Source organism: Kocuria cellulosilytica, from assembly GCF_040981245.1.
Classification (GTDB): Bacteria; Actinomycetota; Actinomycetes; order Actinomycetales; family Micrococcaceae; genus Kocuria; species Kocuria cellulosilytica.
The window spans coordinates 15,057-39,818 of record NZ_JAVFWZ010000011.1; the positions used below are offsets into that span (position 1 = coordinate 15,057).

The 24,762-nt window shown below is 70.5% G+C and carries 17 protein-coding genes, 1 tRNA gene and 1 pseudogene; 14 read left to right on the forward strand and 5 right to left on the reverse strand.

The window, feature by feature from the left end:
• The first annotated feature begins 72 nt into the window (after nt 1–72).
• Nucleotides 73–1,479 (forward strand): bifunctional o-acetylhomoserine/o-acetylserine sulfhydrylase, encoded by a 1,407-nt coding sequence (locus RCG67_RS14610; RefSeq protein WP_368827316.1) that lies wholly within the window; start codon nt 73–75, stop codon nt 1,477–1,479.
• On the forward strand, nt 1,476–2,660 hold the full coding sequence (metX, locus tag RCG67_RS14615) for a homoserine O-acetyltransferase MetX (RefSeq protein WP_368827317.1): 1,185 nt from the start codon (nt 1,476–1,478) through the stop codon (nt 2,658–2,660). The genes RCG67_RS14610 and metX overlap by 4 nt, the downstream gene beginning before the upstream one ends.
• A 14-nt stretch (nt 2,661–2,674) precedes the next feature.
• On the opposite strand, the gene RCG67_RS14620 is transcribed toward metX, so the two are convergent.
• Nucleotides 2,675–3,526, reverse strand: coding sequence for an SGNH/GDSL hydrolase family protein (locus RCG67_RS14620; RefSeq protein ID WP_368827318.1), 852 nt, complete (start codon nt 3,524–3,526; stop codon nt 2,675–2,677).
• 92 nt (nt 3,527–3,618) lie between these two features.
• Between RCG67_RS14620 and RCG67_RS14625 the strand changes: the two genes are divergently transcribed.
• Nucleotides 3,619–4,305: an alpha/beta hydrolase gene (locus RCG67_RS14625; protein WP_368827319.1), complete on the forward strand. Its 687-nt coding sequence runs from the start codon at nt 3,619–3,621 to the stop codon at nt 4,303–4,305.
• On the opposite strand, the gene RCG67_RS14630 is transcribed toward RCG67_RS14625, so the two are convergent.
• On the reverse strand, nt 4,289–4,531 hold the full coding sequence (locus RCG67_RS14630; protein WP_368827320.1) for an RNA-binding S4 domain-containing protein: 243 nt from the start codon (nt 4,529–4,531) through the stop codon (nt 4,289–4,291). The genes RCG67_RS14625 and RCG67_RS14630 overlap by 17 nt on opposite strands.
• A 196-nt stretch (nt 4,532–4,727) precedes the next feature.
• On the opposite strand from RCG67_RS14630, the gene RCG67_RS14635 reads away from it, so the two are divergent.
• From RCG67_RS14635 to RCG67_RS14665, 7 genes are all read left to right on the forward strand, one after another.
• Nucleotides 4,728–6,110 (forward strand): glycine--tRNA ligase, encoded by a 1,383-nt coding sequence (locus RCG67_RS14635; protein WP_368827322.1) that lies wholly within the window; start codon nt 4,728–4,730, stop codon nt 6,108–6,110.
• Nucleotides 6,110–7,090 carry a GNAT family N-acetyltransferase gene (locus RCG67_RS14640; RefSeq protein ID WP_368827323.1) on the forward strand — a complete coding sequence of 327 codons (981 nt, stop codon included), beginning with the start codon at nt 6,110–6,112 and terminating at the stop codon, nt 7,088–7,090. Before RCG67_RS14635 ends, RCG67_RS14640 begins: the two co-directional genes overlap by 1 nt.
• Before the next feature lie 100 nt (nt 7,091–7,190).
• Nucleotides 7,191–8,369 (forward strand): tRNA dihydrouridine synthase DusB, encoded by a 1,179-nt coding sequence (gene dusB / locus RCG67_RS14645; protein ID WP_368827462.1) that lies wholly within the window; start codon nt 7,191–7,193, stop codon nt 8,367–8,369.
• Between the two features lie 30 nt (nt 8,370–8,399).
• Nucleotides 8,400–9,731: a deoxyguanosinetriphosphate triphosphohydrolase gene (locus tag RCG67_RS14650; protein ID WP_368827325.1), complete on the forward strand. Its 1,332-nt coding sequence runs from the start codon at nt 8,400–8,402 to the stop codon at nt 9,729–9,731.
• A gap of 115 nt (nt 9,732–9,846) precedes the next feature.
• On the forward strand, nt 9,847–11,175 hold the full coding sequence (locus RCG67_RS14655) for an MFS transporter (RefSeq protein WP_368827327.1): 1,329 nt from the start codon (nt 9,847–9,849) through the stop codon (nt 11,173–11,175).
• A 106-nt stretch (nt 11,176–11,281) separates the two neighbouring features.
• Nucleotides 11,282–13,162 carry a DNA primase gene (gene dnaG / locus RCG67_RS14660; protein ID WP_368827328.1) on the forward strand — a complete coding sequence of 627 codons (1,881 nt, stop codon included), beginning with the start codon at nt 11,282–11,284 and terminating at the stop codon, nt 13,160–13,162.
• Between the two features lie 78 nt (nt 13,163–13,240).
• Nucleotides 13,241–13,316 (forward strand) — tRNA-Asn (locus tag RCG67_RS14665).
• 78 nt (nt 13,317–13,394) lie between these two features.
• Here the strand turns inward: RCG67_RS14665 and RCG67_RS14670 are convergent.
• The gene (locus RCG67_RS14670) at nt 13,395–13,658 is read right to left on the reverse strand and encodes a hypothetical protein (RefSeq protein WP_368827329.1); all 264 of its coding nucleotides are present in this window, start codon (nt 13,656–13,658) and stop codon (nt 13,395–13,397) included.
• A gap of 312 nt (nt 13,659–13,970) precedes the next feature.
• On the opposite strand from RCG67_RS14670, the gene RCG67_RS14675 reads away from it, so the two are divergent.
• The gene (locus tag RCG67_RS14675) at nt 13,971–15,200 is read left to right on the forward strand and encodes a heparan-alpha-glucosaminide N-acetyltransferase domain-containing protein (RefSeq protein WP_368827331.1); all 1,230 of its coding nucleotides are present in this window, start codon (nt 13,971–13,973) and stop codon (nt 15,198–15,200) included.
• A gap of 315 nt (nt 15,201–15,515) precedes the next feature.
• On the opposite strand, the gene RCG67_RS14680 is transcribed toward RCG67_RS14675, so the two are convergent.
• Nucleotides 15,516–16,640, reverse strand: a complete 1,125-nt coding sequence (locus RCG67_RS14680) for an IS110 family transposase (RefSeq protein ID WP_368827332.1) — start codon at nt 16,638–16,640, stop codon at nt 15,516–15,518.
• A gap of 489 nt (nt 16,641–17,129) precedes the next feature.
• Nucleotides 17,130–18,272 (reverse strand): annotated as a pseudogene (locus RCG67_RS14685) (diaminobutyrate--2-oxoglutarate transaminase).
• 419 nt (nt 18,273–18,691) lie between these two features.
• Here RCG67_RS14685 and RCG67_RS14690 point away from each other — a divergent pair.
• From RCG67_RS14690 to RCG67_RS14700, 3 genes are all read left to right on the forward strand, one after another.
• Nucleotides 18,692–22,849 (forward strand): Pls/PosA family non-ribosomal peptide synthetase, encoded by a 4,158-nt coding sequence (locus RCG67_RS14690; protein WP_368827334.1) that lies wholly within the window; start codon nt 18,692–18,694, stop codon nt 22,847–22,849.
• Nucleotides 22,850–23,180: 331 nt separating this feature from the next.
• Entirely contained in the window at nt 23,181–23,615 is a 435-nt protein-coding gene (locus RCG67_RS14695) for a hypothetical protein (RefSeq protein WP_368827336.1), read from the forward strand.
• Nucleotides 23,616–23,783: 168 nt separating this feature from the next.
• Nucleotides 23,784–24,638, forward strand: coding sequence for a phage holin family protein (locus RCG67_RS14700; protein WP_368827338.1), 855 nt, complete (start codon nt 23,784–23,786; stop codon nt 24,636–24,638).
• Nucleotides 24,639–24,762 lie beyond the last annotated feature (124 nt).

Genomic DNA, 24,762 nt, shown 5'->3' on the forward strand with positions numbered 1-24,762 from the left:
GCGCCCGGCCGCTCCCGGCCGCACCGCCTCGGCCGGGACGGGACCCCTGACACCCGCAAGGAGTCCCACGGCATGTCCGAGACCACCGCTTCCAGCACCGACCGCTCCACCGCCGGCGCCCCCGTCCCCGCCGCCGAGCGGCCCACCCCCGAGAACCCGGGGGGCTGGGCGTTCGAGACCCGGCAGATCCACGCGGGGCAGAGCCCCGACCCGGTCACCGGCTCCCGGGCCCTGCCCATCCACCAGACCACGTCCTTCGTCTTCCCGGACGCCCAGGCCGCGGCCGACCGCTTCGCCCTCGCCGAGCTCGGGCCGATCTACACGCGGATCGGCAACCCGACCACGGAGGTCGTGGAGAACCGGATCGCCGCCCTGGAGGGCGGCGTGGGCGCCCTGATGCTCAGCGCGGGGCAGTCGGCCACGACGTTCGCGGTGCTCAACGTGGCCGGCGCCGGCGACCACATCGTGGCCAGCCCCAGCCTCTACGGCGGGACGTACAACCTGTTCAAGTACACGCTGCCCAAGCTCGGCGTCGAGACCACCTTCGTGACCGACCCGGACGACCCCGAGGAGTGGCGGCGGGCGGTGCGGCCGAACACCAAGGCCTTCTTCGCGGAGACCATCCCGAACCCGCGCAACGACTTCCTCGACATCGAGACGGTCTCCGGCATCGCGCACGACTCCGAGGTGCCGCTCATCGTGGACAACACCGTGGCGACCCCGTACCTGGTCCAGCCCTTCCGCTGGGGCGCGGACGTCGTGGTGCACTCGGCCACGAAGTTCCTCGGCGGGCACGGCACGGCGATCGGCGGGGTGATCGTGGACTCCGGGGCCTTCGACTTCGGCCGCTACCCGGAGCGCTTCCCCGGCTTCAACCAGCCGGACGAGTCCTACGGCGGGCTCGTCTACGCCCAGGCCCTGGGGGCGGAGGGACCCTTCGGCGTCAACCTGTCCTACATCCTCAAGGCCCGGGTGCAGCTGCTGCGCGACCTCGGCTCCGCGATCTCCCCGTTCAACGCGTTCCTCATCGAGCAGGGCATCGAGACGCTGTCCCTGCGGATGGAGCGGCACGTGGCCAACGCCGGGACGGTGGCCCGCTGGCTCGAGGCGCGCGAGGACGTGCGCTCGGTGTCCTGGGCCGGGCTGGAGTCCTCCCCGTGGCACGGGCGGGCGCTGAAGTACGCGCCCCGGGGCGCCGGGTCGATCCTGGGCTTCGTGCTCGAGGGCGGCCGCGAGGCCGGGGCCGCCTTCGTGGACGCCCTGACCCTGCACTCGAACGTCGCGAACATCGGCGACGTCCGCTCCCTCGTCATCCACCCGGCGTCCACCACGCACAGCCAGCTCCTGCCCGAGGAGCAGCTGGCCGCCGGGGTGGAGCCCGGCTTCGTGCGCCTGTCCGTGGGCCTGGAGCACGTCGAGGACATCCTGGCGGACCTGGAGCAGGGCTTCGCCGCGGCCGCGCACGGAGGGCAGGAGTGACCGTGACCGTCGTGGGGGGTGCCGGCGCCGGGACCGCCGTCCGCGAGGACGGTGTGCCGCGCGCGGCCGCGATCGGCGAGCTGGAGCTCGAGTCGGGCTTCCGGCTGCCCGAGGTCCGGATCGCCTACGAGACCTGGGGGACCCTGGCCCCGGACGGGTCCAACGCGGTGCTCGTCGAGCACGCGCTCACCGGGGACACCCACGTGGCGGCCGGCCGGGCCCGCCCCGGTGCCTCCGAGGCGGAGCGGCGCGCCGCGCAGAGCGGCGGCTGGTGGGAGGGCCTGGTCGGCCCCGGCGCCGCCATCGACACGGACCGCTGGTTCGTGGTCTGCACCAACATCGTGGGCGGCTGCTACGGGTCCACGGGCCCGGCGGCCCCCGCTCCGCCGGACGTGGACCCGGAGGGCCGCCCGTGGGGCTCCCGCTTTCCGCTCGTCACGGTCCGGGACTCCGTGCACGCCGAGGCGGCGCTGGCCGACGCCCTCGGGATCGGCTCCTGGCGCCTGGTCATCGGCGGCTCCATGGGCGGTGCCCGGGCCCTGGAGTGGGCCGTGACCTACCCGGACCGGGTGCGGGCGTGCGCGGTGGTCGCCGCGTGCGCCCAGTCCAGCGCCGAGCAGCTCGCCTGGGGCCAGGCGCAGAACCTCGCGATCCGCCAGGATTCCCACTTCCGCGGCGGGGACTACTACGACGGGCCGCTGCCCGTCACGGGCCTGGGCCTGGCCCGGCGGATCGCCCACATCACGTACCGCTCGGCCGACGAGCTGCACCACCGGTTCGGGCGCTCGCCGCAGGCCGACGAGCACGTCATCGGCACCCACCCCGGCGGCCGGGGGCGCTACCAGGTGGAGAGCTACCTCGACCACCAGGCGTCCAAGCTCGCCGGGCGCTTCGACGCCAACAGCTACCTGGCGGTCAACGAGACGCTCATGTCGCACGACGTGGCCCGGGGGCGCGGCACGCTCGAGGAGGCGCTGTCGGTGACCTCGTGCGAGTGGCTCGTGGCCGCCGTGGACTCCGACCGGCTCTACCTGCCCCGCGAGTCGGACGTCCTGGCCGCCGCGCTGCCCGGGGACGTCCGGCGGCACACCCTGACCTCGCCCTCCGGCCACGACGGCTTCCTCATCGAGACGCCGCAGCTGGGGAAGCTGCTCCTGGAGACCGTGCTGCGCGAGCCCTGAGCCGGGCCGGGTCCTCAGCCGTCCGCGGTCCCGCCGCCGGGGGCGAGCCCGCCCCCGGGCACGGTGGCGGTGCCGAAGTGCGGGCGCTTGGGCCGGACCTGCGCCCCGGAGCTCGTGCGCCGGATGCGGCGGGCCACCCACGGCCGCAGGTAGCGGTGGGCCCAGACGAGGTCCTCGCCCCGGGCCTGCCGCCAGGACGACGGCGGGCGGTCGGGCACGACCTCGGGCACCAGGCCGTGCTCGAGGCCCAGGGTGTCGAGGACCTCGACCGCGATCCGGTGGTGGCCCAAGGGCGAGAAGTGCAGCCGGTCCGGGTCCCACATCGCCGGGTCCGCGAGCTCCCGCAGCCCCCACAGGTCCACCGGCACGGCGTCGTGCCGGGAGGCGACCACGCGCACGTTCTCGTTGTAGACCGCGATCCGGCCCCGGATGCCCCGCAGCACGGGCGTGGCGCCGATGTCCGGGCCGTCGATCAGCACGACCGTGGCCCCGTCCGCCCCGAGCCGGCCGACGACGTCGTCCATCTCCTCGGCGATCGCGTCCGGGTCCCCGCCCGGGCGCAGCATGTCGTTGCCGCCCGCGCAGATCGTCACGAGGTCCGGGGACAGCTCCAGGGCGGGCGCCACCTGTTCGTCGACGATCTGGCGGAAGAGCCGGCCGCGGATCGCCAGGTTGGCGTAGGACAGGCCGGGGGAGAGGCGGTCGAGCTCCTCCGCGACACGGTCCGCCCAACCGCGGTGCCCGCCCGGGGACCCGGGGTCCGGGTCCCCGATGCCCTCCGTGAAGGAGTCGCCGATCGCCACCATCCGCCGCCACGGGTGGGCGCGCGCTCCGGTGTCCGGGGGTGCTGCGGTCGTGTCGGTCATGCCCCCGGTCTACCACCCGGCCCGGCGCGGGTCCACGGATCGCGCCGGGCCCGCGCCCGTCCCGTCCGGGCGCGGATGGCACACTGGGGGGCATGACCGACGCCACCGTCCCGACCGGAACCGACACCCCCTTCGCCGTCTGGAGCAAGGACGCCGACGCCCGCCCCGGCACCCCGCTGCTGGTCCTCCTGCACGGCTACGGCTCGCACGAGCAGGACCTCATGGGTCTCGTCCCGGCGCTGCCGGACGAGTTCAGCGTGGCGTCCCTGCGCGCCCCTCAGCCCGTGCAGTTCGGCTACCAGTGGTTCCCGCTCGCCGCGGACCTCAGCTTCTCCCTCGACCGCGTGGCCGAGGCCGTCGAGCCGGTCGCGGCGTGGCTGCGGCGACTGGCCGCCGACCACCCCAGCATCACGCTGCTCGGGTTCTCGCAGGGCATGGCCATGGCCACGTCCCTGGCCCGCCACATGCCCGGGGAGATCGCCGCGGTGGTCGGGCTCTCCGGGTTCGTGGTGCCCGGGGAGCACCCCCTCTTCGCCGACGACCGCCTGCGGGAGCAGCCGCTGCGGATGTTCTGGGGCCGGGACCCGCAGGACCCGGTGATCCCGCAGGAGCTCGTGGACTCCACGGCCGAGTGGGCGCTGGACCACGCCGACGTCATGAAGGTGCACTACACCGGGGTCGGCCACGGGATCAGCCCGCAGGAGGTCGGGCACGTGCGCGAGTACCTCACCCAGGTGGTGCTGCGCGGGCCGGACCGCCGGGTCAGCCCCCCGCGGTGATCCGCACCGCGGCGCCGCCGGCGGTGACGACGTCCCCCGGGTGCAGCTGCCGGCCGCGCCGCGTCTCGACCTCGCCGTTGACCGAGACCTGACCGTCCTCCACGAGGCCCCGGGCGTGCGCCCCGTCCTCGGCGAGGTTCGCCAGTTTGAGCGCCTGGCCCAGCCGGATCATGTCGTCGCGGATGGGCAGTTCGTCGGGATCGCTGGGCTGCTGGGAAGTCGTCATGGCCCCATTGTCCCCGTTCCCGGGCGGTCGGCGGGCACCGCGGGAATTGGCTACGCTGGTCGGAGGACGTCGCCTGCGGCGTCCTCGTTCGTGCGGGCCGACGACGGCCCGTTCCCGCCCGGCGCGCCGCCGGGCCGGACCACCCACCACGCGCGTCCGCAGCCGGCGGTCGGGCGAGACCCTGGAGGAGACCCACATGGCCCCCAAGTCCACGCTGGACAACGTCATCTCGCTGGCCAAGCGCCGCGGATTCGTGTTCCAGGCGGGTGAGATCTACGGCGGTTCCCGCTCGGCCTGGGACTACGGGCCCCTCGGCGCGGAGCTCAAGGAGAACATCAAGCACGAGTGGTGGCAGACCTTCGTCCGGGGGCGTGAGGACATGGTGGGCCTCGACTCCTCCATCATCCTCCCGAAGGCCGTGTGGGAGGCTTCGGGGCACGTGGCGACCTTCACCGACCCGCTCGTGGAGTGCACCTCCTGCCACAAGCGCGCCCGCCAGGACCACCTGATCGAGGCCTTCGAGGAGAAGAAGGGCCGCGCCCCCGAGAACGGCATGGCCGAGATCCCGTGCCCCAACTGCGGCACCAAGGGCCAGTGGACCGACCCGCAGCAGTTCTCCGGGCTGCTCAAGACCTTCCTCGGCCCGGTCGACAACCAGGAGGGCCTGCACTACCTGCGGCCCGAGACCGCGCAGGGCATCTTCGTGAACTTCAACAACGTGGTCACGGCGGCCCGCAAGAAGCCGCCGTTCGGCATCGGCCAGATCGGCAAGGCCTTCCGCAACGAGATCACCCCCGGCAACTTCATCTTCCGCACGCGCGAGTTCGAGCAGATGGAGATCGAGTACTTCACCCATCCGTCCGAGGCCGGGCACTGGTTCGACGAGTGGGTCGAGGCCTGCTGGAACTGGTTCACCGACCTGGGCATCGACCCGGACCACATGCGCCGCTACGACGTCCCCGAGGAGGACCGGGCGCACTACTCCGCCGGGACCATCGACATCGAGTACCGGTTCGGCTTCCAGGGCAACCCGTGGGGCGAGCTGATGGGCGTGGCGAACCGGACCGACTACGACCTCGGCGTGCACAACGAGCACTCGAACACGGACCTCAGCTACTTCGACCAGCAGACCAACGAGCGCTACGTCCCGTACGTGATCGAGCCGTCCTTCGGCCTGACCCGGTCGATGATGGCCTTCCTCGTGGACGCCTACACCGAGGACGAGGCCCCCAACTCGAAGGGCGGGGTGGACAAGCGCACGGTCCTGAAGCTGGACCCGCGCCTGGCCCCGGTCAAGGCGGCGGTGCTGCCGCTGTCCCGCAACGAGGACCTCTCGCCCAGGGCGAAGGACCTGGCCGCGGAGCTGCGCCGGAGCTGGAACATCGACTTCGACGACTCCGGGGCGATCGGGCGCCGCTACCGCCGCCAGGACGAGATCGGCACCCCGTTCTGCATCACGGTGGACTTCGACACCCTCGAGGACCAGGCCGTGACCATCCGCGAGCGGGACGCGATGACCCAGGAGCGCGTGGCCCTCGACCAGGTGAAGTCCTACCTCGCCGGGAAGCTCGTCCGCTGATGAGCGGCGCACTGACCGGTCCGGGGCTGCGGCCCTGGCGGGACGGGGACGACCTGCGGCTGCTCGAGGTCTGGCCCGACCCGGAGACGCCCCAGGCCGCGGCCTTCCGCGCGACCCTGCGCCCCGACGACGACGCCCCGTGGTCCCGCACCGTCGTGGCCGAGGACTCCGGCGTGCCGATCGGTGCCGGCACGGTCTACGAGTCGGCGCTGCACCCGTCCCGGCTGTGGGCCTACGTCGAGGTCGCCCCCGACCGCCGCGGCGAAGGACTCGGGCGGGCGCTGCTGGAGCGGCTGCGCACCGAGGCGGCGGGCGCGCCCTCGGGCGTGCAGGCCCTGCGCACGAAGGCGGCGCCGGGCTCGGCCGGCGAGCGGTTCGCCCGCGCCGCCGGGCTGGAGCCCGTCCAGGACTCGCGGGTGGTCCGCGTGGCGGCCGGGGCGCTGCCCCTCCAGCCCCTGCGGGAGCAGCCCGACGGGACGCCGGCGCAGGCCGTCGAGGACCTGGCCACCGGCTCGGTGGAGCTCACCCGGGCCCTGTGGGCGTTCTACCGCTCCGTGCACGCCTGGGACGAGCCGGCGGACCTGCCGGTGGGGCGGGTCAACCAGCTGTTCCTCTCCGACGCCGCGCACGCCTACGGCGCGCTCGTGCTGCGCAACGGCGTGGGCCCCGGTGAGCGCGGGAGGATCTCCGCGTTCGCCGTGAGCTACCGGCCCGTCGAGCTCGACGCGGCCCCCGGCGCCCCGGCCCCGGAGGAGGCCCCGGACGAGCCCGCCCACGTCATGCTCGGCTGGACGCCGGGGGACGCCGCGGCGGGTCCCGCGCTCGAGCAGCTGCTCGCGCTGCTGGCCCACCACCATCCCGTGCAGTTCCAGGTGGACGGGTCCATGGAGCCGCTGACCGCCGTCGTCGACAACCTCCTGGCGGCCGGTGCCGCCACGGTCGTGGAGACCTCCGTCGTCCTCGCGGAGCCCGCGGACTGAGCGGCCTGGCGCAGCGCCGGACGTCGTCCGGCGTGCGAAGGGTCCCGGGGCGCGCCCCGGGACCCTTCGGCGTCCCCGTCCGTGAGAGAATTCCCCGGTGATGGACACCTCTACCGAGAAGCACCCCGCCCGGCTCGACCTGCCGCCGCTGCACCTGGGCGACCTCACGATCGACGTCCCCGTCGTGCTGGCGCCCATGGCCGGAGTCACCAACAAGGCGTTCCGCCGCCTGTGCCGCGAGTACGGCGGCGGCCTCTACGTCACGGAGATGGTCACCGCCCGCGCCCTCGTGGAGCGGCGGCCCGAGTCCATGCGGATCATCGACCACGACCCGGACGAGACGCCCCGCTCCATCCAGATCTACGGCGTCGACGCCGTGCACGTCGGCCAGGCCGTGCGGATGGTCGTGGAGGAGGACCGGGCCGACCACATCGACCTCAACTTCGGCTGCCCCGTGCCCAAGGTCACCAAGCGCGGCGGCGGCTCCGCCCTGCCCTGGAAGACCGATCTGTTCACCGCCATCGTGCGCACGGCCGTCCAGGAGGCCTCCCGGGGGGACGTCCCCGTGACGATCAAGATGCGCAAGGGCATCGACGACGAGCACCTGACGTTCCTGGAGGCCGGCCGGATCGCCCGCGACTGCGGCGTGGCGGCGGTCTCCCTGCACGGGCGCACCCTCGAGCAGCACTACTCCGGCACCGCCGACTGGAACGCGATCGCGCAGCTGCGCGAGGCCCTGCCGGACGTGCCCGTGCTCGGCAACGGGGACATCTGGAGCGCCGAGGACGCCGTGCGCATGGTCGAGCAGACCGGTGTGGACGGCGTCGTGATCGGCCGCGGCTGCCAGGGCCGGCCCTGGCTCTTCGGGGACCTGCAGGCCGCGTTCGAGGGCCGCCCCGACCGCTTCCGCCCCGGGGTGGCCGACGTCGCCCGCACGATCCACCGCCACGCGGAGCTGCTCGTCGAGACCTTCGGCGACGAGGCCAAGGGCCTGCGTGAGATCCGCAAGCATGTCGCCTGGTACTTCAAGGGCTACCCCGTGGGCGGGGCCCTGCGCGCCCGGATGGCCCAGGTCCCCGACCTCGCGACCCTGCGGGAGCTGCTCGCCGAGCTCGACCTCGACCAGGGCTACCCCGGGGACGCCGTCGAGGGCCCCCGGGGCCGGGCCGGAACACCGAAGCGGGCGCAGCTCCCGTACGGCTGGCTCGACTCCCGCGAGCTGGGGGACGCCGAGCGCCTCGGGCTGGTCGCGGCGGAGCTCGACGTCTCCGGCGGCTGAGCCGGCCCCACGACACGGAAAGGACCGGGCATGTCCCACACGTCCATCGAGATCGACCGCACCGGCGCGCCCGCCCCGGGCTACGAGGCCCGCGACGTCGCGCGCTGGGTGGCGGAGGACCACCACAACAAGTACCGCTCCGACTTCGAGCGGGACCGCGCCCGGATCCTGCACTCCTCGGGGCTGCGCCGGCTGGCCGCCAAGACGCAGGTCGTCTCCCCGGACACCGACGACTTCGTGCGCAACCGCCTGACCCACTCCCTCGAGGTCGCCCAGATCGGCCGGGAGCTGGGCCGGATGCTCGGCTGCGACCCCGACGTCGTCGACGCCGCCTGCCTCTCCCACGACCTCGGCCACCCGCCGTTCGGGCACAACGGGGAGTCCGCCCTGCACCGGCTGACCCAGCACATCGGCGGCTTCGAGGGCAACGCGCAGACCCTGCGCCTGCTGACCCGGCTCGAGCCCAAGGTGCTCGACGACGACGGCGGGCCCGCCGGCCTGAACCTCACCCGCGCCGTGCTGGACGCGGTGTGCAAGTACCCGTGGGAGGCGCACGAGGCGCCGCTGCGGGCCGACGGGACCCGGTCCCCGAAGTTCGGGGTCTACACGGACGACCTGCCGGTGTTCACGTGGCTGCGCGAGGGCGCCCCGGCGCGCACCAAGTGCCTCGAGGCCCAGGTCATGGACCTCTCGGACGACATCTCGTACTCCGTGCACGACGTCGAGGACGCGATCGCCTCGGGGCTCGTGCAGCTGGGCTGGCTCGCCGACACCACCCAGCGGGACCGGGTGCTCGAGCTCACCCGGCGCTGGTACCTGCCCGAGGCCGCGCCCGAGTCCCTCGACGCCGCGCTGACCCGGCTCGAGGACTCGTCCCTGTGGGTCCGGGAGATGGACGGGTCCCGCAAGGACCTCGCCCGGCTCAAGAACATGACCAGCCAGCTCATCGGCCGCTTCGCGATGTCCGCGGTGGGCGCCACCCGGGACATCTACGGCGAGGACCCGCTGACCCGCTACGACGCCCAGCTCGTGGTGCCGGAGGGGACCACGGAGGAGATCGGCGTGCTCAAGGGCATCGCCACGACCTACGTCATCACGGTGCGCGACGCCCAGCCGATCTACGACAACCAGCAGGAGGTGCTCTCGATCCTGGTGGGCGCGCTGATGGACTCGGACGGCCGGCACCTCTCGCCCGCGTTCGCCGCGGACTGGCACGACCTGGGCGAGGGACCCGGCACCGAGGCCGCCCGGCTGCGGCTCGTCGTGGACCAGATCGCCTCCCTCACCGACCTCTCCGCGGTGTCCCTGCACGACCGGATCCGGGGCACCCACTGGCGCGTGGGGGACAAGCCGCTCTGGTGACCCGCCGGACCGGAGCGGCACCGGATCCCGTTCAATGACTGTGAACTGGGCCGCACACGGTGCCGCTCCCTAGACTCGGCGCGTTTGTGCTCCACCTCACCAAGGGATGACTGCCATGGGAAACTCCACCGGATCCGCCCCGCCGCCGGCGTCCGCCTCGACCCCGGGCGCCCGGCCGATCCTGCGCTCCCGGGCGTGGGTGGCGCCGCTGTGCTGGATCGCCGTGCTGCTCGACGGCTTCGACGCCGTGGTGCTCGGGGCGGTCCTGCCGTCCATGCTCGAGAACGGCGAGCTGGGCATGACCACCGCCCAGGGCACGGCCGTGGCCACCGTCGGCCTCGTGGGCATGATGATCGGCGCCCTGACCATGGGCTACCTGACCGACCGGCTCGGGCGCCGCAAGATGCTCATCGGGGCCGTGGTCCTGTTCTCGCTGCTGACTTTCGCCGCGGCGTTCTCGCCGAGCGTGTTCGTCTTCGGCCTCCTGCGCTTCCTCGCGGGCCTGGGCCTGGGCGGGTGCCTGCCCACCGCCATCGCGATGGTCACCGAGTTCGCGCGCCTCGGCCGGGGCTCCAACGCCACGACCCTCGTGATGACCGGCTACCACGTCGGCGCGGTGCTCACGGCGGCGCTCGCCATCGTCGTCGTCCGCCAGTTCGGCTGGCAGGAGATGTTCGTCCTGGGCTCCCTGCCGGCCCTCGTGCTCGTGCCCCTCATGCTCGTGTTCCTCCCGGAGTCCCCCTCGTTCCTCGCGTCCAAGGGGCGCCTGGCGGAGGCCCGGGCCGTGGCCGAGCACTACGGGGTGCGCCTCGAGCACCACACCGCCGAGGAGCAGGCCGAGCAGGTCGGCGCCACGATGCTGCTCTCCGGCGGCTGGCGCCGGAACTCGATCGCGATCTGGGTCGCCTCCTTCATGGGGCTGCTGCTGGTGTACGGGCTCAACACCTGGCTGCCGCAGATCATGCGCGCCGCCGACTACGACCTCGGCAACTCCCTCGGCTTCCTGCTGATCCTCAACGTGGGCGCCATCGCCGGGCTGGCCGTCGCCGGGCGGGTGGCCGACCGGATCACCCCGCGCGTGGCGGGCATCATCTGGTTCCTCGGGTCGGCGGTGCTGCTCGCGTCCCTGGCGATCAGGCTGCCGCTGCTCGGCATCTACGTGCTGATCCTCGTCACCGGCTGCTTCGTGTTCTCCTCCCAGGTGCTCGTCTACGCGTTCACCGCCGCCAACCACCCGCCGCGGGTGCGGGCCACGGCGCTGGGCATGTCCGCCGGGGTGGGCCGGCTCGGGGCGATCTCGGGCCCGGTCGTCGGCGGCACCCTGCTCACGGCCGGCCTGGCCTATCCGTGGGGCTTCTTCGCCTTCGCCGCGGTGGGCGCCCTGGGCGGGCTCGCCCTGACCGGCAGCAGGACCCGCCAGGACCTGCGGGAGAGCTCCCGCTGAGCACCCGCCGGCGGTGCCCGCTCCGGGGGCCGGCCGCTCCGCGCGGTGCTCCACCGCCCGGACCGGCCGGCCCTCGGGCGTCGGGCCCCGCCCCTAGACTGTCCCTGTGGCAGGACTGATCAGACGCGAGGACATCGACGAGGTGCGGGCGCGCACCGACATCAAGGAGATCGTCGACGGCTACGTCACCCTCAAGAGCGCCGGCATCGGCTCCTGGAAGGGCCTCTGCCCGTTCCACGACGAGCGCACCCCGTCCTTCCACGTGCGGCCCCAGATGGGCACCTACCACTGCTTCGGCTGCGACGAGTCCGGGGACGTCATCTCCTTCCTCATGACCATGGACCACACCACGTTCTCGGAGACCGTGGAGAAGCTCGCGGCGCGGGTGGGCTACGAGCTGCACTACGAGCAGGGCTCCGGGCCGAACAAGGAGGAGGTCGGGCGCCGCCAGCGCCTGCTCGACGCGCACAAGGTCGCCGCGGAGTTCTTCCAGCGCAACCTCTACACCCGCCAGGCGGCCCCCGCCCAGCAGTTCCTGGGCGAGCGGGGCTTCGACGGCGAGGCGGCCCGGCGCTACGGCGTGGGCTACGCGCCCCGCGGCTGGGACCACCTGCTCAAGCACCTGCGCGAGCGCGGCTTCACGGACCAGGAGCTCAAGCTCACCGGCATGTTCTCCGAGGGCAACCGCGGCCTCTACGACCGGTTCCGCGGCCGGCTCGTGTGGCCCATCCGTGCGGTCGCCGGCGAGGTCATCGGCTTCGGCGCCCGCAAGCTCCACGACGACGATCCGGGTCCCAAGTACCTCAACACCCCCGAGACCGCCCTGTACAAGAAGTCCCAGGTGCTCTACGGCATCGACCTCGCGAAGCGGGAGATCGCCAAGCAGCGGCGCCTCGTCGTCGTCGAGGGCTACACCGACGTCATGGCCTGCCACCTCGCCGGCGTGACCACGGCGGTGGCCACGTGCGGCACCGCCTTCGGGGCCGAGCACATCAAGATCGTCCGGCGGTTCCTCTCCGACGACGGCGGCGGGGGAGAGGTGGTCTTCACCTTCGACGGCGACGCCGCCGGGCAGAAGGCTGCCCTGCGCGCGTTCGAGGAGGACCAGAAGTTCGTGGCGCAGACCTACGTGGCGGTCGAGCCCCACGGGATGGATCCGTGCGACCTCCGGCTCGCCCGCGGGGACGCCGCCGTGGCCGAGCTCGTGGAGAACCGTCGGCCGCTGTTCGAGTTCGCGATCCGGGCGACGCTGAAGAACTTCGACCTGGACACCATCGAGGGCCGGATCCGCGCGATGCGGGCCTGCGCTCCCATCGTGGCGCGGATCCGGGACCGCTCCCTGCGCCCGGCCTACGCGCGGCAGCTGGCGGGCTGGCTCGGCCTCGAGCCGGCGGAGGTCCAGCGCGCCGTCGACTCCGCGGGCCGCGACCGGCAGGAGGAGCGCCCCGCGCCGCACCGGCCGGCGGAGCCCGAGGCGTCCGGGCCCGCCCCGGTCGAGCTGCCCGACGCCCGCGAGCCCGTGGCGCGGATGGAGCGCGAGGCGCTCGAGACCGTCATCCAGTGCCCGGACCTGATGCTCGAGCGGCACTGGGAGGAGTTCGGCCTCAGCGCCTTCCGCTACCCCGTGCACGGGGCCGTGCACGACGCGGTCCTGGCCGCCCGCGCCGGGCTCCTCGGGGACGGGTCCGCCGTGCCGGGCGGTCAGGTCTGGGTGGACGCGGTGCGCGGGCACCTCCCCGAGCCCCTGCACGGCTACCTCGCCGAGCTCGCCGTGACGCCGCTGCCCGCCACCACCCAGCAGCAGCTGGAGCGCTACACCGCGGACATCCTCAACCGCCTCTTCGAGCTGCAGATCAACCGGCGGAAGTCGGACCGGCTGGCGGAGCTCCAGCGCACCGACCCCACCGGGCAGCGCGAGCGCTACCAGCAGCTGCAGCGGGAGCTGCTGGAACTGGAGATGCAGCGGCGGGGCCTCCGCCAGGACTGACCCGCCGGACGGGACCGGATTTGTCGAAGCCCGGCGGGGGCGGTAAAGTGATGGCTCGTTGCACGCGTGCGTGCACGGTCCCCCGTAGCTCAATTGGCAGAGCATTCGACTGTTAATCGAAGGGTTACTGGTTCGAGTCCAGTCGGGGGAGCCACCCAGAAGGCCCTCACCGCGTCGAACGCCGGTGAGGGCCTTTCTCGTGCCGCCGACGTCCTGCCGGGACGGGCGGCCCTCAGCCCAGGAGGCTGATCCGGACCCCGTCCGTGGGGGCGGGCACGTCGAAGACCGCCGTGTAGTTGAGGACGGCGGTCCACACCGCCACGCGGACCTCGGTCTCCGACATCGCCTCGGGGTGGGAGGACACGGCCACGGCCCACTCCCGGCCGTCGAAGAGCATCTCGACGGACGTGACGGTGACGCCCCGGGCGGCCAGCGCTCCGGCGACACCGGTGCTCACGAGGGACTCTGCGGGACGGGCGTGGGGGATGGTGGTCATGGCGTGGTCCTTCCGGCGGGAGCTCGGATCAAGCTCACTTCCATTGACTCGCATCCAGTCGCGAATGTAATGCCCGCTCTTCGGTGGACATCCCGCCGCGGGGCACCGTCTCCGCACCACAGAGCACCCTCGCCATCTTCGTGAGGAACCTGTGCGATCCTCGGATTTCCCCTGGCCAGAGCCGGAGTGCGGGCGCATCCTTGGTCCAGGACGTCCGGTCGCACGGGACCTCGGGCCTGCCGAGGTCCCGGATGCGTCGGGAGCCCGGCCGGCCTGGTGTCCCGGGCGGCACCCGGAACACCAGGGGGAACCATGCGTTGGACGGCCAGGACCACCGGAACTGCCGCTTCGCAGGACCCCGGTGCTGCGCGGGGCCCGTCCGGACGTCTGGTGGGCATCGACGCGGCTCGCGGGCTGGCCCTCGTCGGTCTGATGTCAGTGCACGTCCTGCCCTCCCACGAGGACGAGAGCTCGGAGCCGACCTGGTCCTACATCATCTTCTCCGGGGACTCGGCGGCCCTCTTCGCGCTGTTGGCCGGCGTCGGTCTGGCTCTGGCCACCGGGGGAGCCCGCCCGCACGGGGGCATGGAGCTGAGCGCGGACCGGGTGGCGCTCGTGGTGCGGGCCGTGCTGATCGCCGTGCTGGGACTGGCCATCGGTTCCGTGCTCTCCGACGACCTGCCGGCGGACAACATCCTGATCTACTACGGCGTGTTCTTCCTGCTGGCAGTCCCCTTCCTGGGCGCGGGCTGGAGGCTGCTGGTCGCGTCAGCGGCATTCTTCGCGGTCACGGCCCCGGTGCTCATGCAGCTGCTGCGCGATGAGCTTCCCGAATCCGTGTCCAGCAACCCCGCGTTCGCGGACCTGGTGACGGAGCCGGGGGCGACGGCAGCCCAGTTGCTGCTGACCGGCACCTATCCGGCCCTGGCCTACCTCACCTATCTGCTGGCCGGCATGGGACTGGGCCGGCTCGACCTCCGGAGGAGGGCCGTCCAGGTCCGCCTGCTGCTGGCCGGCGCAGGCGTGTCCGTCTGCGCCCAGGCCGCCTCGTACGTGCTGCTCTACGGCCTGGGCGGCTACGAACGGCTGCTGGCGGCCTCCTCGGGAGACGCGGACGAACTGGCCGACGTGCTGGTCTGGGGATCGGACTGGCTGCCCACCGACACCTGGTGGTCGCTGGCGGTCGACACGCCGCACACCAACGCCCCGTTGGCCATCGCGGCGAGCCTCGGCACAGGCATGGCGGTGCTGGGCTTCTTCCTGCTGATCACCCGGGCGGTCGGTGCCTGGTTGTTGCCGCTCTCGGCGATGGGGTCGATGACCCTGTCCCTGTACACCGCCCACCTGGTCGCGCTGTCCTTCGAGGTCCACTACGACCGGCCCTACCTGTGGTTGACGATCCAGCTGATGACGGCGGTCCTGTTCGCCGTGGCATGGCAACGATCCATCGGCCAGGGACCGCTGGAGCGAATGGTCGGCGCCGTGGCGAAGAGCGCACGCCGACGGTCCATGGCCGCATCCTCCGGCACGGAGCTCGACTGATCCGTAGGGGGTCTTGTCAAGAGAGCAGGGTGAGGCGCCCGTCTGGAGCGATCCGGACGGCGCCTCGTTGTGGTCCGTCTCGGTCCCGGACCAGCCGTCTCCCAGCAGAGGCATGCCCGGGTCGGGCACCGCAGGGCGGGGTGTTCGGCTGGAGCGCACCGCGTCTCCAGGATCGAGCGTCGCACCGCGGCGAAGAAGGCTGCGGGGCTGCTCACAGTCGCAGCTCTGATCGCGCCACGCGCTGCCTCCGGGCAGCGTCGAGGGAGCAGCTTCAGAGGTGGCGGTTCAGTCCTCCATCACCGCCAGGGACCAGCATTACCCGGCCAGTTCACGGGCGACCGCGACATTGGCCACGGTGGGTCGATTCTTGAGCTCGAGCATCCGCACCCAGCGCTCGTGCAACCGGCGGTTGCCGGCGTCCCGCGAGCCCGGGCGGCGGCTGGGGCATCGTCCCATCGGGCATGCATCGTGACTCCGGGCCGGTAGGCGGGGCGGTGGTGCCAGGCGGCCTCGACCAGCAGCCGGCGGGCGTGGCTGTTGCCGGTCCTGGTGATGTCGATGCCGTGTGAATACTGACCCTCGGGCGCCGTTGAATCCGCCCGGCGATAGGGGGTCAATATGCACTCGGCGTTGACAGGTGATCGGCCCCTGCGACCGGGTGGCCACGGAGGAGTGCTCGGAAGGCACCAGCCCGACGAAGGAGCCGATGGTGGAGCCGGTGAAACGGTGCCAGTCGCCGATCTCCACGGCCAGTCCGAACCCGGCGAGGGCGGATATCCCCCGCAGGCAGCACAACCGCGCCACGACCGGGGTGAACTCGGACTCGGCGGCCATCGCGGTGAACGTTCGATCGAGCCGGTCCCGGCGGGCCATGGTGGCCAGCACGGTCTCGTGCTCGGCGTCGAAGGTCATCCGGGTGGTCGGGGTGTCGGAGGGCTGGCGGGCCAGCCATGCGTGGTGGGCGCCGGTCCAGGCATGCCCGTCGGTGTAAACGGTGCCGTGACGCATCAGCAGTTTCGAGACCCGGTGCCGGGCGCGCATCAGATCCCCGCGGCAGTCCTCGCGGGCGTGCGCCAGGTCGCGGGCGGCCTCGTCTTCTGCACCGGGCAAGACCACTGCGGTGATCTCGACCAGGCGCAGCGGCCGCGCCAGGTGCACCGCGTCCCGGGCATCGGTCTTGATCCGGTCCCCGGAGGGCCGTTGCAGCTTCGAGGGGCCCGCGACCACGCAGCGGATGCCCTCGGCTTCCAGCGCCCGGGCCAGTCCGAACCCGGTGGGGCCGGCCTCGTAGGCCACCGCCACCGGCCCGGGCAGGTCCTGGATCCAGGATCGGATGTGGCCGTGATCAGGGGTCAGTCTCGCCTGGACGAGTTCGCCGGTCACACCGTCGATCGCTGCTGCGGCGACCGATCGTGCGTGCACATCGAGCCCTACGCTCATAAACTCTGTGAACACCGGGGCCTCCCACTGCTGTTGGATAGGCCGGGCGAGGGACAACTTGTCCGGTAACCCACGAAGATCAGTGAGTGAGGCCCCGGCCCGCTGTCCCCAGTGAACCCAGGCGGTCACTACATAGCGTCTAGGGAGCCGTGGACTGCGGGGGACCCGTGTGGCCAGGAGGCGGCCATGGCTCGCGCTCCCCGATGTCGCTGACCGGTCGCAGGCTCGGTGTCTCAGCGATACCGCACAGCGACCGGTGTTCTCGACGCGGTGCCGAGGCACCTCTCCGATCTCAGGAGATCCTGGCGCTATGCATCGTCTCCGTGGTCTCCACTCTCAAGGTGCCGAATGGACAGCGTTCGGCGAGCACGGCGCGCGTGGCGTCCATCAGGACCTCGCGACCTTCGTCGAGATCCTCGCGAGGCCGTCCCCGAGCTGCTTCCCGCGCTCGACGACGGATCGTTGGAAGGTGCCGCCGTCGGCCCAGTACTACTCCAGAGCGGCGGTGCCGGTGACGAACGCGGCGTTGTTGCCGCGGAAGGTCCCGTTGTGCTGGCCAGGCTGCCAGATGTCCAGCTCCGGGCGCAGGAGGAGCAGCGCCATGGGCAGCCCGTAGCCTGAGATGGACTTCGACAGGCACACGATGTCCGGTGCGATGCCGGCCTCCCCGAAGCTGAAGAAAGTGCCGGTTCGCCCGCAGCCCGCCTCGACGTCGTCGACGATCAGCAGGACGCCCTGATCGCGACAGAGCGTCTCGAGTCCCCGCAACCACTCGGGACAGGCCGCGTGAAGACCACCCTCGCCCTGGACGGTCTCGACGATGACGGCGGCGGCGCGTTCCATCCCGGAGCCGGGGTCGGTTCAGGTCTTGGCCAGCCAGGCGAAGCCCCAGGAAGGATCATCCAGATATCCGTCGTACGGTGCGGTGGTGACGAACGAAAGCGGCACACCCGCGCCGTTGCGCTTCATGGCGTTGCCGGTGACGGACAAGGACCCCAGGGTCATGCCGTGGAAGGCGTTCGTGAGGGTCACGACCCCGGTGGGGCCGGTGGTCAGCGGTGCCAGTTCGAGAGCGGCCTCTACGCTGTCGGTCCCTGTGGGACCAGTGAACTGGACCTTGTTGTCGAGGCCGCGCGGCCGGAGGACATGGTGCTCGAAGGCGGTGAGGAAGTGGCGCTTGGCCGTGGTGCCGGTGTCCAAGGAGTGGACGACGCCGTCGTCAGCCAAGTACTCGATCGGCGCACGTTTCAGATCCGGATCGCTGTGCCCGTAGTTCAGCGCCCCGGCGCCCGAGAAGAAGTCCAGGTAGACCTCGCCGTCCTCGGCGTGCAGCCGCGAGCCGCGGGCGGTCTCGAAGGCGGCGGGCCGGCTGCGGCAGTAGCTGCGGACGTTAGACCCGAGGTCCCCGAAGATGGAAGTGGACAGGGTGATGACTTCCGATGAGTGAGAAATGAGCGCGACGGTTCTCGAGTCGATCGGCGTTCCAGCCGACCGCTCGTCGGTCGGGTGCTGCTGGGTGCCTGTCCTGGCGGATGCTGTGACAGGCCGGGGCGTCCGGTCGGGATGAGATGAGTGCGGGAGGCCACTGCCGAACGGCCATCCGATCCGGCGGAGTCCGCGGCGGCCCAGCACATCGAGTTGAACTCACCGCCCGGTTATTGAAGTCGTTCGGCATGGCACAGACCCTAATTACGCGCAAACGTACTACCCAGGCAATTCCGTAAATCACCGACAATGCTTTGGCGCGGCGTGAGGATCTTGCACCTGCAAGTAAAATTTGCTTCGGCACCCCTCTGACCTGGAGAAACATCGCGACAACTTCTCCAGCGTTTGCATTTGCGGAGTTAGGCTGATTTCTATCTGACACTCCGGGAAGGGGATTCCGGAGGTTCCCGAGATTTTATCGAAGCCTTGGTGTCCGGGCATTGTCATGGCCACATCAAGGCTTTTTTGCAGTGCATTGGGGGAGCCATATGAGTACGAATGTTGACAGCACATCGCAACGGTACGAGCCAGAGCCGTCGGAGTTGCTGTCGAGAAACGACGGTCCGGTGCCCACGTCCCTCCTGGACGGCGAACACATCCTCGGTCGACAGGGGAATCGGCTGGAGCAGCTCTTCGAGGCCGTCTGTGACCGTTCCAGGGCCGACGGTCGGGAGAGTGTCCTCGCCGTGGATGCGGACGAGACGCGTCTGAGCTACTCCGAGCTTGACGCCCGGGCGAATCGACTGGCCCGTCATCTCCTCGAGGCCGGCGCAGGCCCGGGGGACCGGATCGCACTGCTCTTCGACCATGCCGTGCCCGCCTACGTGGCCATGCTCGCGGTCCTGAAGATCCACGCGGCATATGTACCTCTCGACCCGGGATTTCCTTCGGACCGCATGGCCTACATCATCGAGGACGCCGATGTCTCGCGCGTGCTCTCGCTGGCGAGCCTGGAAGCCATCATGCCGGAGGTCAGCGCTCCTGTCTTGTGCATCGACCGCGAGCAGGAGGAGATCGACCACAGGGATTCCAGGCGGGTCCAGCTCGAAGTGAGCGCGGTGGGCCAGGACGACCTGGCCTACATCATCTACACCTCAGGCTCCACGGGCCGCCCCAAGGGTGTGGCCATCGAACACGCCAGCATCTGCAATTTCGTCCGTGTGGCCGCCGATGTCTACGGGATCCGGTCCCAGCACCGCGTCTACCAGGGCATGACCATCGCCTTCGACTTCTCCGTCGAGGAGATCTGGGTCCCGTGGATGGCCGGGGCGACACTCGTCCCGAAGCCTCGCGGCACCGCGCTGCTCGGTGCTGAGCTGGCCGAGTTCCTGACCGAGAAGCAGGTGACGGCGATGTGCTGCGTCCCGACCCTGCTGTCGACCATCGAGGAGGACCTTCCCGAACTGAGTTTCCTCTTGGTATCCGGCGAGGCCTGTCCCCGGGACCTGATCGTCCGATGGCACCGGCCCGGGCGTCGCTTCCTCAACGTCTACGGTCCCACCGAAGCGACGGTCACAGCCACCATGGCGGTGGCGCACCCGGATCGTGCGGTCACACTGGGGGAACCTCTGCCGAGCTACTCCGCCGTCATTCTGGATCCGCAGAGGGGCCGGGTCCTTCCCCATGGTGAGCTCGGGGAGATCGGCCTGGCGGGCATCGGCCTCGCCAGAGGGTACGTCAACAGGGACGATCTCACGGCCAAGGCGTTCATTCCCGACTTCCTCGGCATCCCGGACAACCCGTCCGGCCGGATCTACCGGACGGGGGACCTGGGCAGGCTCAACGAGGACGGGGAGATCGAGTACCACGGCCGCATCGACACCCAGGTCAAGGTGCGGGGCTACCGCATCGAGCTGAGCGAGATCGAGTCCGTTCTTCTCCGCCTCCCCGGAATCGTCCAAGCCGTGGTCAACACCTATGAGCCGGAGCCCGGGTGCGTGGAACTCGTGGGCTACTACACGGTGCGCCAAGGCACCCAGGAGGTTCCGGCGCAGGCGATCCGCGAGCACCTCCGGGAACGGCTGCCCGGATACATGGTGCCGGCCTACTTCGAGCGGCTGGACCGGATGCCCAGGCTGCCCAGTGACAAGGTCGACCGCAAGAAGCTCCCGGCCCCGGGCGGACCTCGGACCTCGAGCAGCGACGACGAGTACGTGGCCCCTTCTTCGGAGACGGAGCAGATTCTGGCCGACGCACTGACTGCGGTCCTCCGGGTGGAGAAGGTTTCAGCGGCGGCGCACTTCTTCGACGACCTCGGCGCGAACTCGATGCTGATGGCGCAGTTCTGCGGATGCCTCCGCAAGGACGAGCGCGTGCCGAACGTGGCGATGCGTGACATCTACCTGAATCCCACGGTGTCCGCTCTGGCAGTCGTCGTGGAGGATGCTCGTGCCACCGGTTCGAGTCCGGTCGTGGCCCCAGTTGGCGTGTCGGAGTTGCCCGCGCCGGTGAGCGCCCTCCGGTACGCCGTGTGCGGGGCGGTGCAGGCCCTGTACTTTCTCCTCTCGATGTTCGGAGCGTCCTTCCTCTTGGTGGAGGGCTATCTCTTCGCGTCCAGTGGCGAAGGGGTTCTCGGTGTGCTGTGGCACTCGTTCCTCTTCGGCTTTGTGCTGCTCCTCATCATGATCTTGTTGCCCGTCGTCGCCAAGTGGTTGTTGATCGGCCGGTGGAAGACCCAGGAATTCCCCGTCTGGTCCGCGCGCTATCTCAGGTTCTGGGTGGTCAAGTCGCTGATCCGTGCCAATCCCATGCGCATGTTCATCGGCACGCCCGTCTATCCGTTTTACCTGAGGGCCCTCGGGGCGAAGGTCGGCAAGCGGACCGTCATCCTCTCGGGCTTCGTGCCCGTCTGCACGGACCTCCTGACCATCGGCGACGACACCGTCATCCGCAAGGACACCCTCTTCAACTGCTACCGCGCGCACCGGGGCATGATCCAGACGGGCACCGTGACCATCGGCCACAACGTTCTGGTCGGTGAGGCATCCGTACTGGACATCGGCACGTACATCGGCGACGACGCCCAGCTCGGTCACGTCTCAGCCCTGCACACGCATCAGTCGGTGCCCCGGGGGCAGCACTGGCACGGTTCGCCGGCCGAGCCCACCGGCACCGACTACCGCGCCGCCGACCCCGTCGACTGCAGCACCCTTCGGCGCGTCGTCTACAGTGTCTTCACGGTCATCAACCGGGTGTTCTTCGTCTCTGTCATTGGCCTGGGACTTCTCGCGATCCTGTTGCCGGCCTACTTGTCGACCGATCACCTCGATCACACTGATTCGGCGTTCTATCTCCATCTGGTAGTGGTCTCGTTCGTCCTGTTCTTCGGTGGGACCGCGACCGGTCTCGTCGCGGTTGCCATCGTGCCCCGTGTGCTGAACCTGTTTCTGAAGCCCAACCGTGTGTATCCGTTGTACGGCGTGCACTACGTTCTCCAGCGCGCCGTCGCCCGGCTCACCAACCTGCGCTTCTACATGTGGGCGGCCGGTGACAGCTCGCTGATCGTGCACTACCTGCGCCTGCTGGGCTACAAACAACCAGAGCTCGTCCAGACCGGGTCCAACTTCGGCTCGGATCAGAAGCACGAGAATCCCTTTCTGGTCACGATCGGCAGCGGCACGCTGGTCGCCGACGGGCTGTCCGTGATGAACAACGAGTACTCGAGCAGTTCATTCAAGGTTGCGCCCGCAACCGTCGGCTCAACGTGCTACTTCGGGAACGACATCCACTACCCTTCCGGCAGCAGAATCGGCGACAACTGCCTGCTCGGCACCAAGGCCATGGTCCCGGTGGACGGCCCGATCCGCGAAGGTGTCGGACTCCTGGGCTCTCCGTCTTTCGAGATCCCACGCTCCGTACGCCGCGACATCGAGGTCCGCGACAGGGTCACGGGGGCAGCTCTGCGCGCCGGACTCCGGGCCAAGAACAAGCACAACGCCGTCACGCTTGTGCTGTACCTGCTGAGCAGGTGGTTCTTCATCGTCGTCACAATGCTGATCGCTTCCTACGCCGTGGCGCTGCACTCTCGCTACGGTGTCCTGGTGGTCACCGCCGCATTCTTGGCCCTGTTCTTGTTCGCCCTCGGCTTTTCCGTGCTGATCGAACGCGCCTCTTTCAGATTCCGACGACTCGACCCGGTGTTCTGCTCCATCTACGACCAAAGGTTCTGGCGGCATGAGCGCTACTGGAAGTTCCTCATCCAAGGAATCATGGCGGTCTTCAACGGAACACCGTTCAAGCCGGGCGTCTGGCGGTTGCTCGGTGTGAGGATGGGCAAGCGTGTCTTCGACGACGGATGCTTCATCATCGAGAAGACCATCGTCTCCGTCGGTGACGAGTGCACCCTCAACGCGCGGGCCATCATCCAGTGCCATTCCATGGAGGACAGGGCCTTCAAGCTGGACGGCATCACTATCGGCAAGGGGTGCACCGTGGGGGTGAAGGCCTTCATCCACTACGGCGTGACGATCGGTGACGGAGCGTTCGTCGAGGCCGATTCCTTCCTGATGAAAGGTGAAGAGGTGCCGGCGCAGACCACGTTCGGGGGCAACCCGGCCCGTGAACTCCCCACCCGACGCATCGAGTTCCCCGCGGCGTCCGGCCGCCATGCCGATCCCTCCAAGCGGAGACGCCCTTCAGGCAGGCTTCGTCGTGCCGGTCACGGCCGTCATGCTTCTCGCGTCCACGGGGGAGCATCGACCCCACCCTCGGGGTCTCGCCGGTGAACGGCCGCCTCGAGTGCTGTTCCCACCACCGGGTCGGTCACAGCAGCGGTCCGTTCCAAGGCGGGATGCCTCGGCGGAGCCGCGGAGGGAGCGCGGCGCCGCCCGCGGCGCCGGGATGCCCGAGCGGGGCGGCAGCCCGCAGTGCTGGCCCGCCGGAGGTCGGACCGGAACCCCTCCGTGACTACCAGCGGGTCCACCGATTGGTAGTGCCGAAGCGTGACCGTACCGCGTCCGGAACGTCATCGTTTGCTATTGAGTCCCTTGTCAGAAGCGAATTACGCTGACCTCACCATATTCACCGAGGGGGAGCACAGTGAAAACTCTGGAAAAGATGGTAGCGAGCGTCGCGGTGGCGGGACTGCTGTTCGGGGGAGCATCACCGGCACTCGCTGACGGGGGCAAGGACGAGCGCGGCAACGGCCACGGACACAGCTGGTCCAAGAACCGCAATGACGGTGAGGTCAAGGTCGTCGTCAAGTACAAGAAGGACCACGGCTGGAAGTCCTACTCGAAGGACGGCGTGAGCCTCAAGCGGGCCGCGTCCATCGCCAAGGACAAGTGCCACGGTGGCGACTGGTGGGACTACTACAAGGACGCCCGCAAGGTCGACCGGACCGGCAAGTCGGACAAGGTCTGCGGCAAGCGGTACGTGAGGGTCTACTTCGAGCAGGACAGGGACTGGGACAAGGGCAAGGACGACAAGGGCAAGGACTGGGGCAAGGACGACAAGGGCAAGGGCAAGGACAAGCGGGACGGGAAGCACTGACACCGGTCCCGGCGCACTGACGGGAGGGCCCGTCCGGAATATCCGGACGGGCCCTCCCGTGCGTCCCCGCAGGCCGCTTCACGGCCCGGTGCTCGCCCGCCCCCGGCGTCCCCGATGGTAGTTTGGTGCTCAGTCCACGTACTTTTCACATCATCAACGGAGGCGGGCATGAGTCATTCGGTAGGCCCCAGCACGGGCGGGACGTCAGGAACCAGGTCGGAGCACTCCGATCCGGGGTCGGCGTCGATCCTCGACGTCGTGAAGGTCTTCGCCCGGCTGCTGCCCAAGCAGCTCAAGGACGAGGCCCAGCTCGCCAAGCTCGAGCTCACGGAGAAGGCGAAGACGCTGGGCAAGGGAGCGGCCTTCGTCGTCGTCGGCCTGGTGTTCCTGCTGCTGGCCACGATCGCCCTCGTCGGTGCGGCGATCGCCGGGCTGGCGCAGGTCATGCCCGCCTGGCTGGCGGCCCTGCTGCTCGCCGTGCTGTTCCTGGTCATCCTGGCCGTCGCGGCGCTCATCGGGGTGTCGACCATCAAGAAGGCCCTCCCGCTCGTGCCGCGCAAGGCGGTCTTCGGGACGAAGTACGACCTCGGCGTGGTCAAGGAGGGGTCCGCCTACACCGAGAGCCGCGTCCAGCGCGAGGAGCAGCTGGCCCGCGAGCGCAAGGAGCAGGAGAAGCGCGAGGCCGCCCAGGACCCGGCCCGGCAGAAGCCCCCGGCGCCCACCGAGGAGCAGCTGCGGCACCGGCTCAAGCTGCGCCGCGAGCACCTCAAGACGCTGCGCGACGACGTCCAGGGCCGCGCGGAGACCATCCAGTCCACCACCAAGGGCTTCGTGGACCGCACCAGCCGCACCGTGAAGACCACGCCGAAGGACGTCAAGGGCCTGCTCGCCCAGGGCGGGGCGAAGTCCGGCTCGAAGGCCGGCGCCGGGCAGGCCGGGATCGGCGAGCGGTGGCAGCCGCTCACGGTGCTGGCCGTGGCGGGGAGCGCGTTCGTCGTCTTCCTGCGCAAGCTGTTCCGGTGACGTCGCCGTCCATGGGCCGCCCGTGGACGAGCGCACCGGCCGAAGGCCCGGAAGCCACAGGCTTCCGGGCCTTCCCCGTGCGTTCACCGGCCGTCCACGCGCTGCGGACCGGACGGGCGGGCCG

What these genes read in the sequence shown, in the direction of transcription:
- RCG67_RS14610 (WP_368827316.1), top strand. Translation starts at nt 73, where the DNA reads ATGTCCGAGACCACCGCTTCCAGCACCGACCGCTCCACCGCCGGCGCC.
- RCG67_RS14620 (WP_368827318.1), bottom strand. Translation starts at nt 3,526, where the DNA reads ATGACCGACACGACCGCAGCACCCCCGGACACCGGAGCGCGCGCCCAC.
- RCG67_RS14625 (WP_368827319.1), top strand. Translation starts at nt 3,619, where the DNA reads ATGACCGACGCCACCGTCCCGACCGGAACCGACACCCCCTTCGCCGTC.
- RCG67_RS14630 (WP_368827320.1), bottom strand. Translation starts at nt 4,531, where the DNA reads ATGACGACTTCCCAGCAGCCCAGCGATCCCGACGAACTGCCCATCCGC.
- RCG67_RS14635 (WP_368827322.1), top strand. Translation starts at nt 4,728, where the DNA reads ATGGCCCCCAAGTCCACGCTGGACAACGTCATCTCGCTGGCCAAGCGC.
- RCG67_RS14640 (WP_368827323.1), top strand. Translation starts at nt 6,110, where the DNA reads ATGAGCGGCGCACTGACCGGTCCGGGGCTGCGGCCCTGGCGGGACGGG.
- dusB (WP_368827462.1), top strand. Translation starts at nt 7,191, where the DNA reads ATGGACACCTCTACCGAGAAGCACCCCGCCCGGCTCGACCTGCCGCCG.
- RCG67_RS14650 (WP_368827325.1), top strand. Translation starts at nt 8,400, where the DNA reads ATGTCCCACACGTCCATCGAGATCGACCGCACCGGCGCGCCCGCCCCG.
- RCG67_RS14655 (WP_368827327.1), top strand. Translation starts at nt 9,847, where the DNA reads ATGGGAAACTCCACCGGATCCGCCCCGCCGCCGGCGTCCGCCTCGACC.
- RCG67_RS14670 (WP_368827329.1), bottom strand. Translation starts at nt 13,658, where the DNA reads ATGACCACCATCCCCCACGCCCGTCCCGCAGAGTCCCTCGTGAGCACC.
- RCG67_RS14675 (WP_368827331.1), top strand. Translation starts at nt 13,971, where the DNA reads ATGCGTTGGACGGCCAGGACCACCGGAACTGCCGCTTCGCAGGACCCC.
- RCG67_RS14680 (WP_368827332.1), bottom strand. Translation starts at nt 16,640, where the DNA reads ATGAGCGTAGGGCTCGATGTGCACGCACGATCGGTCGCCGCAGCAGCG.
- RCG67_RS14695 (WP_368827336.1), top strand. Translation starts at nt 23,181, where the DNA reads ATGGTAGCGAGCGTCGCGGTGGCGGGACTGCTGTTCGGGGGAGCATCA.
- RCG67_RS14700 (WP_368827338.1), top strand. Translation starts at nt 23,784, where the DNA reads ATGAGTCATTCGGTAGGCCCCAGCACGGGCGGGACGTCAGGAACCAGG.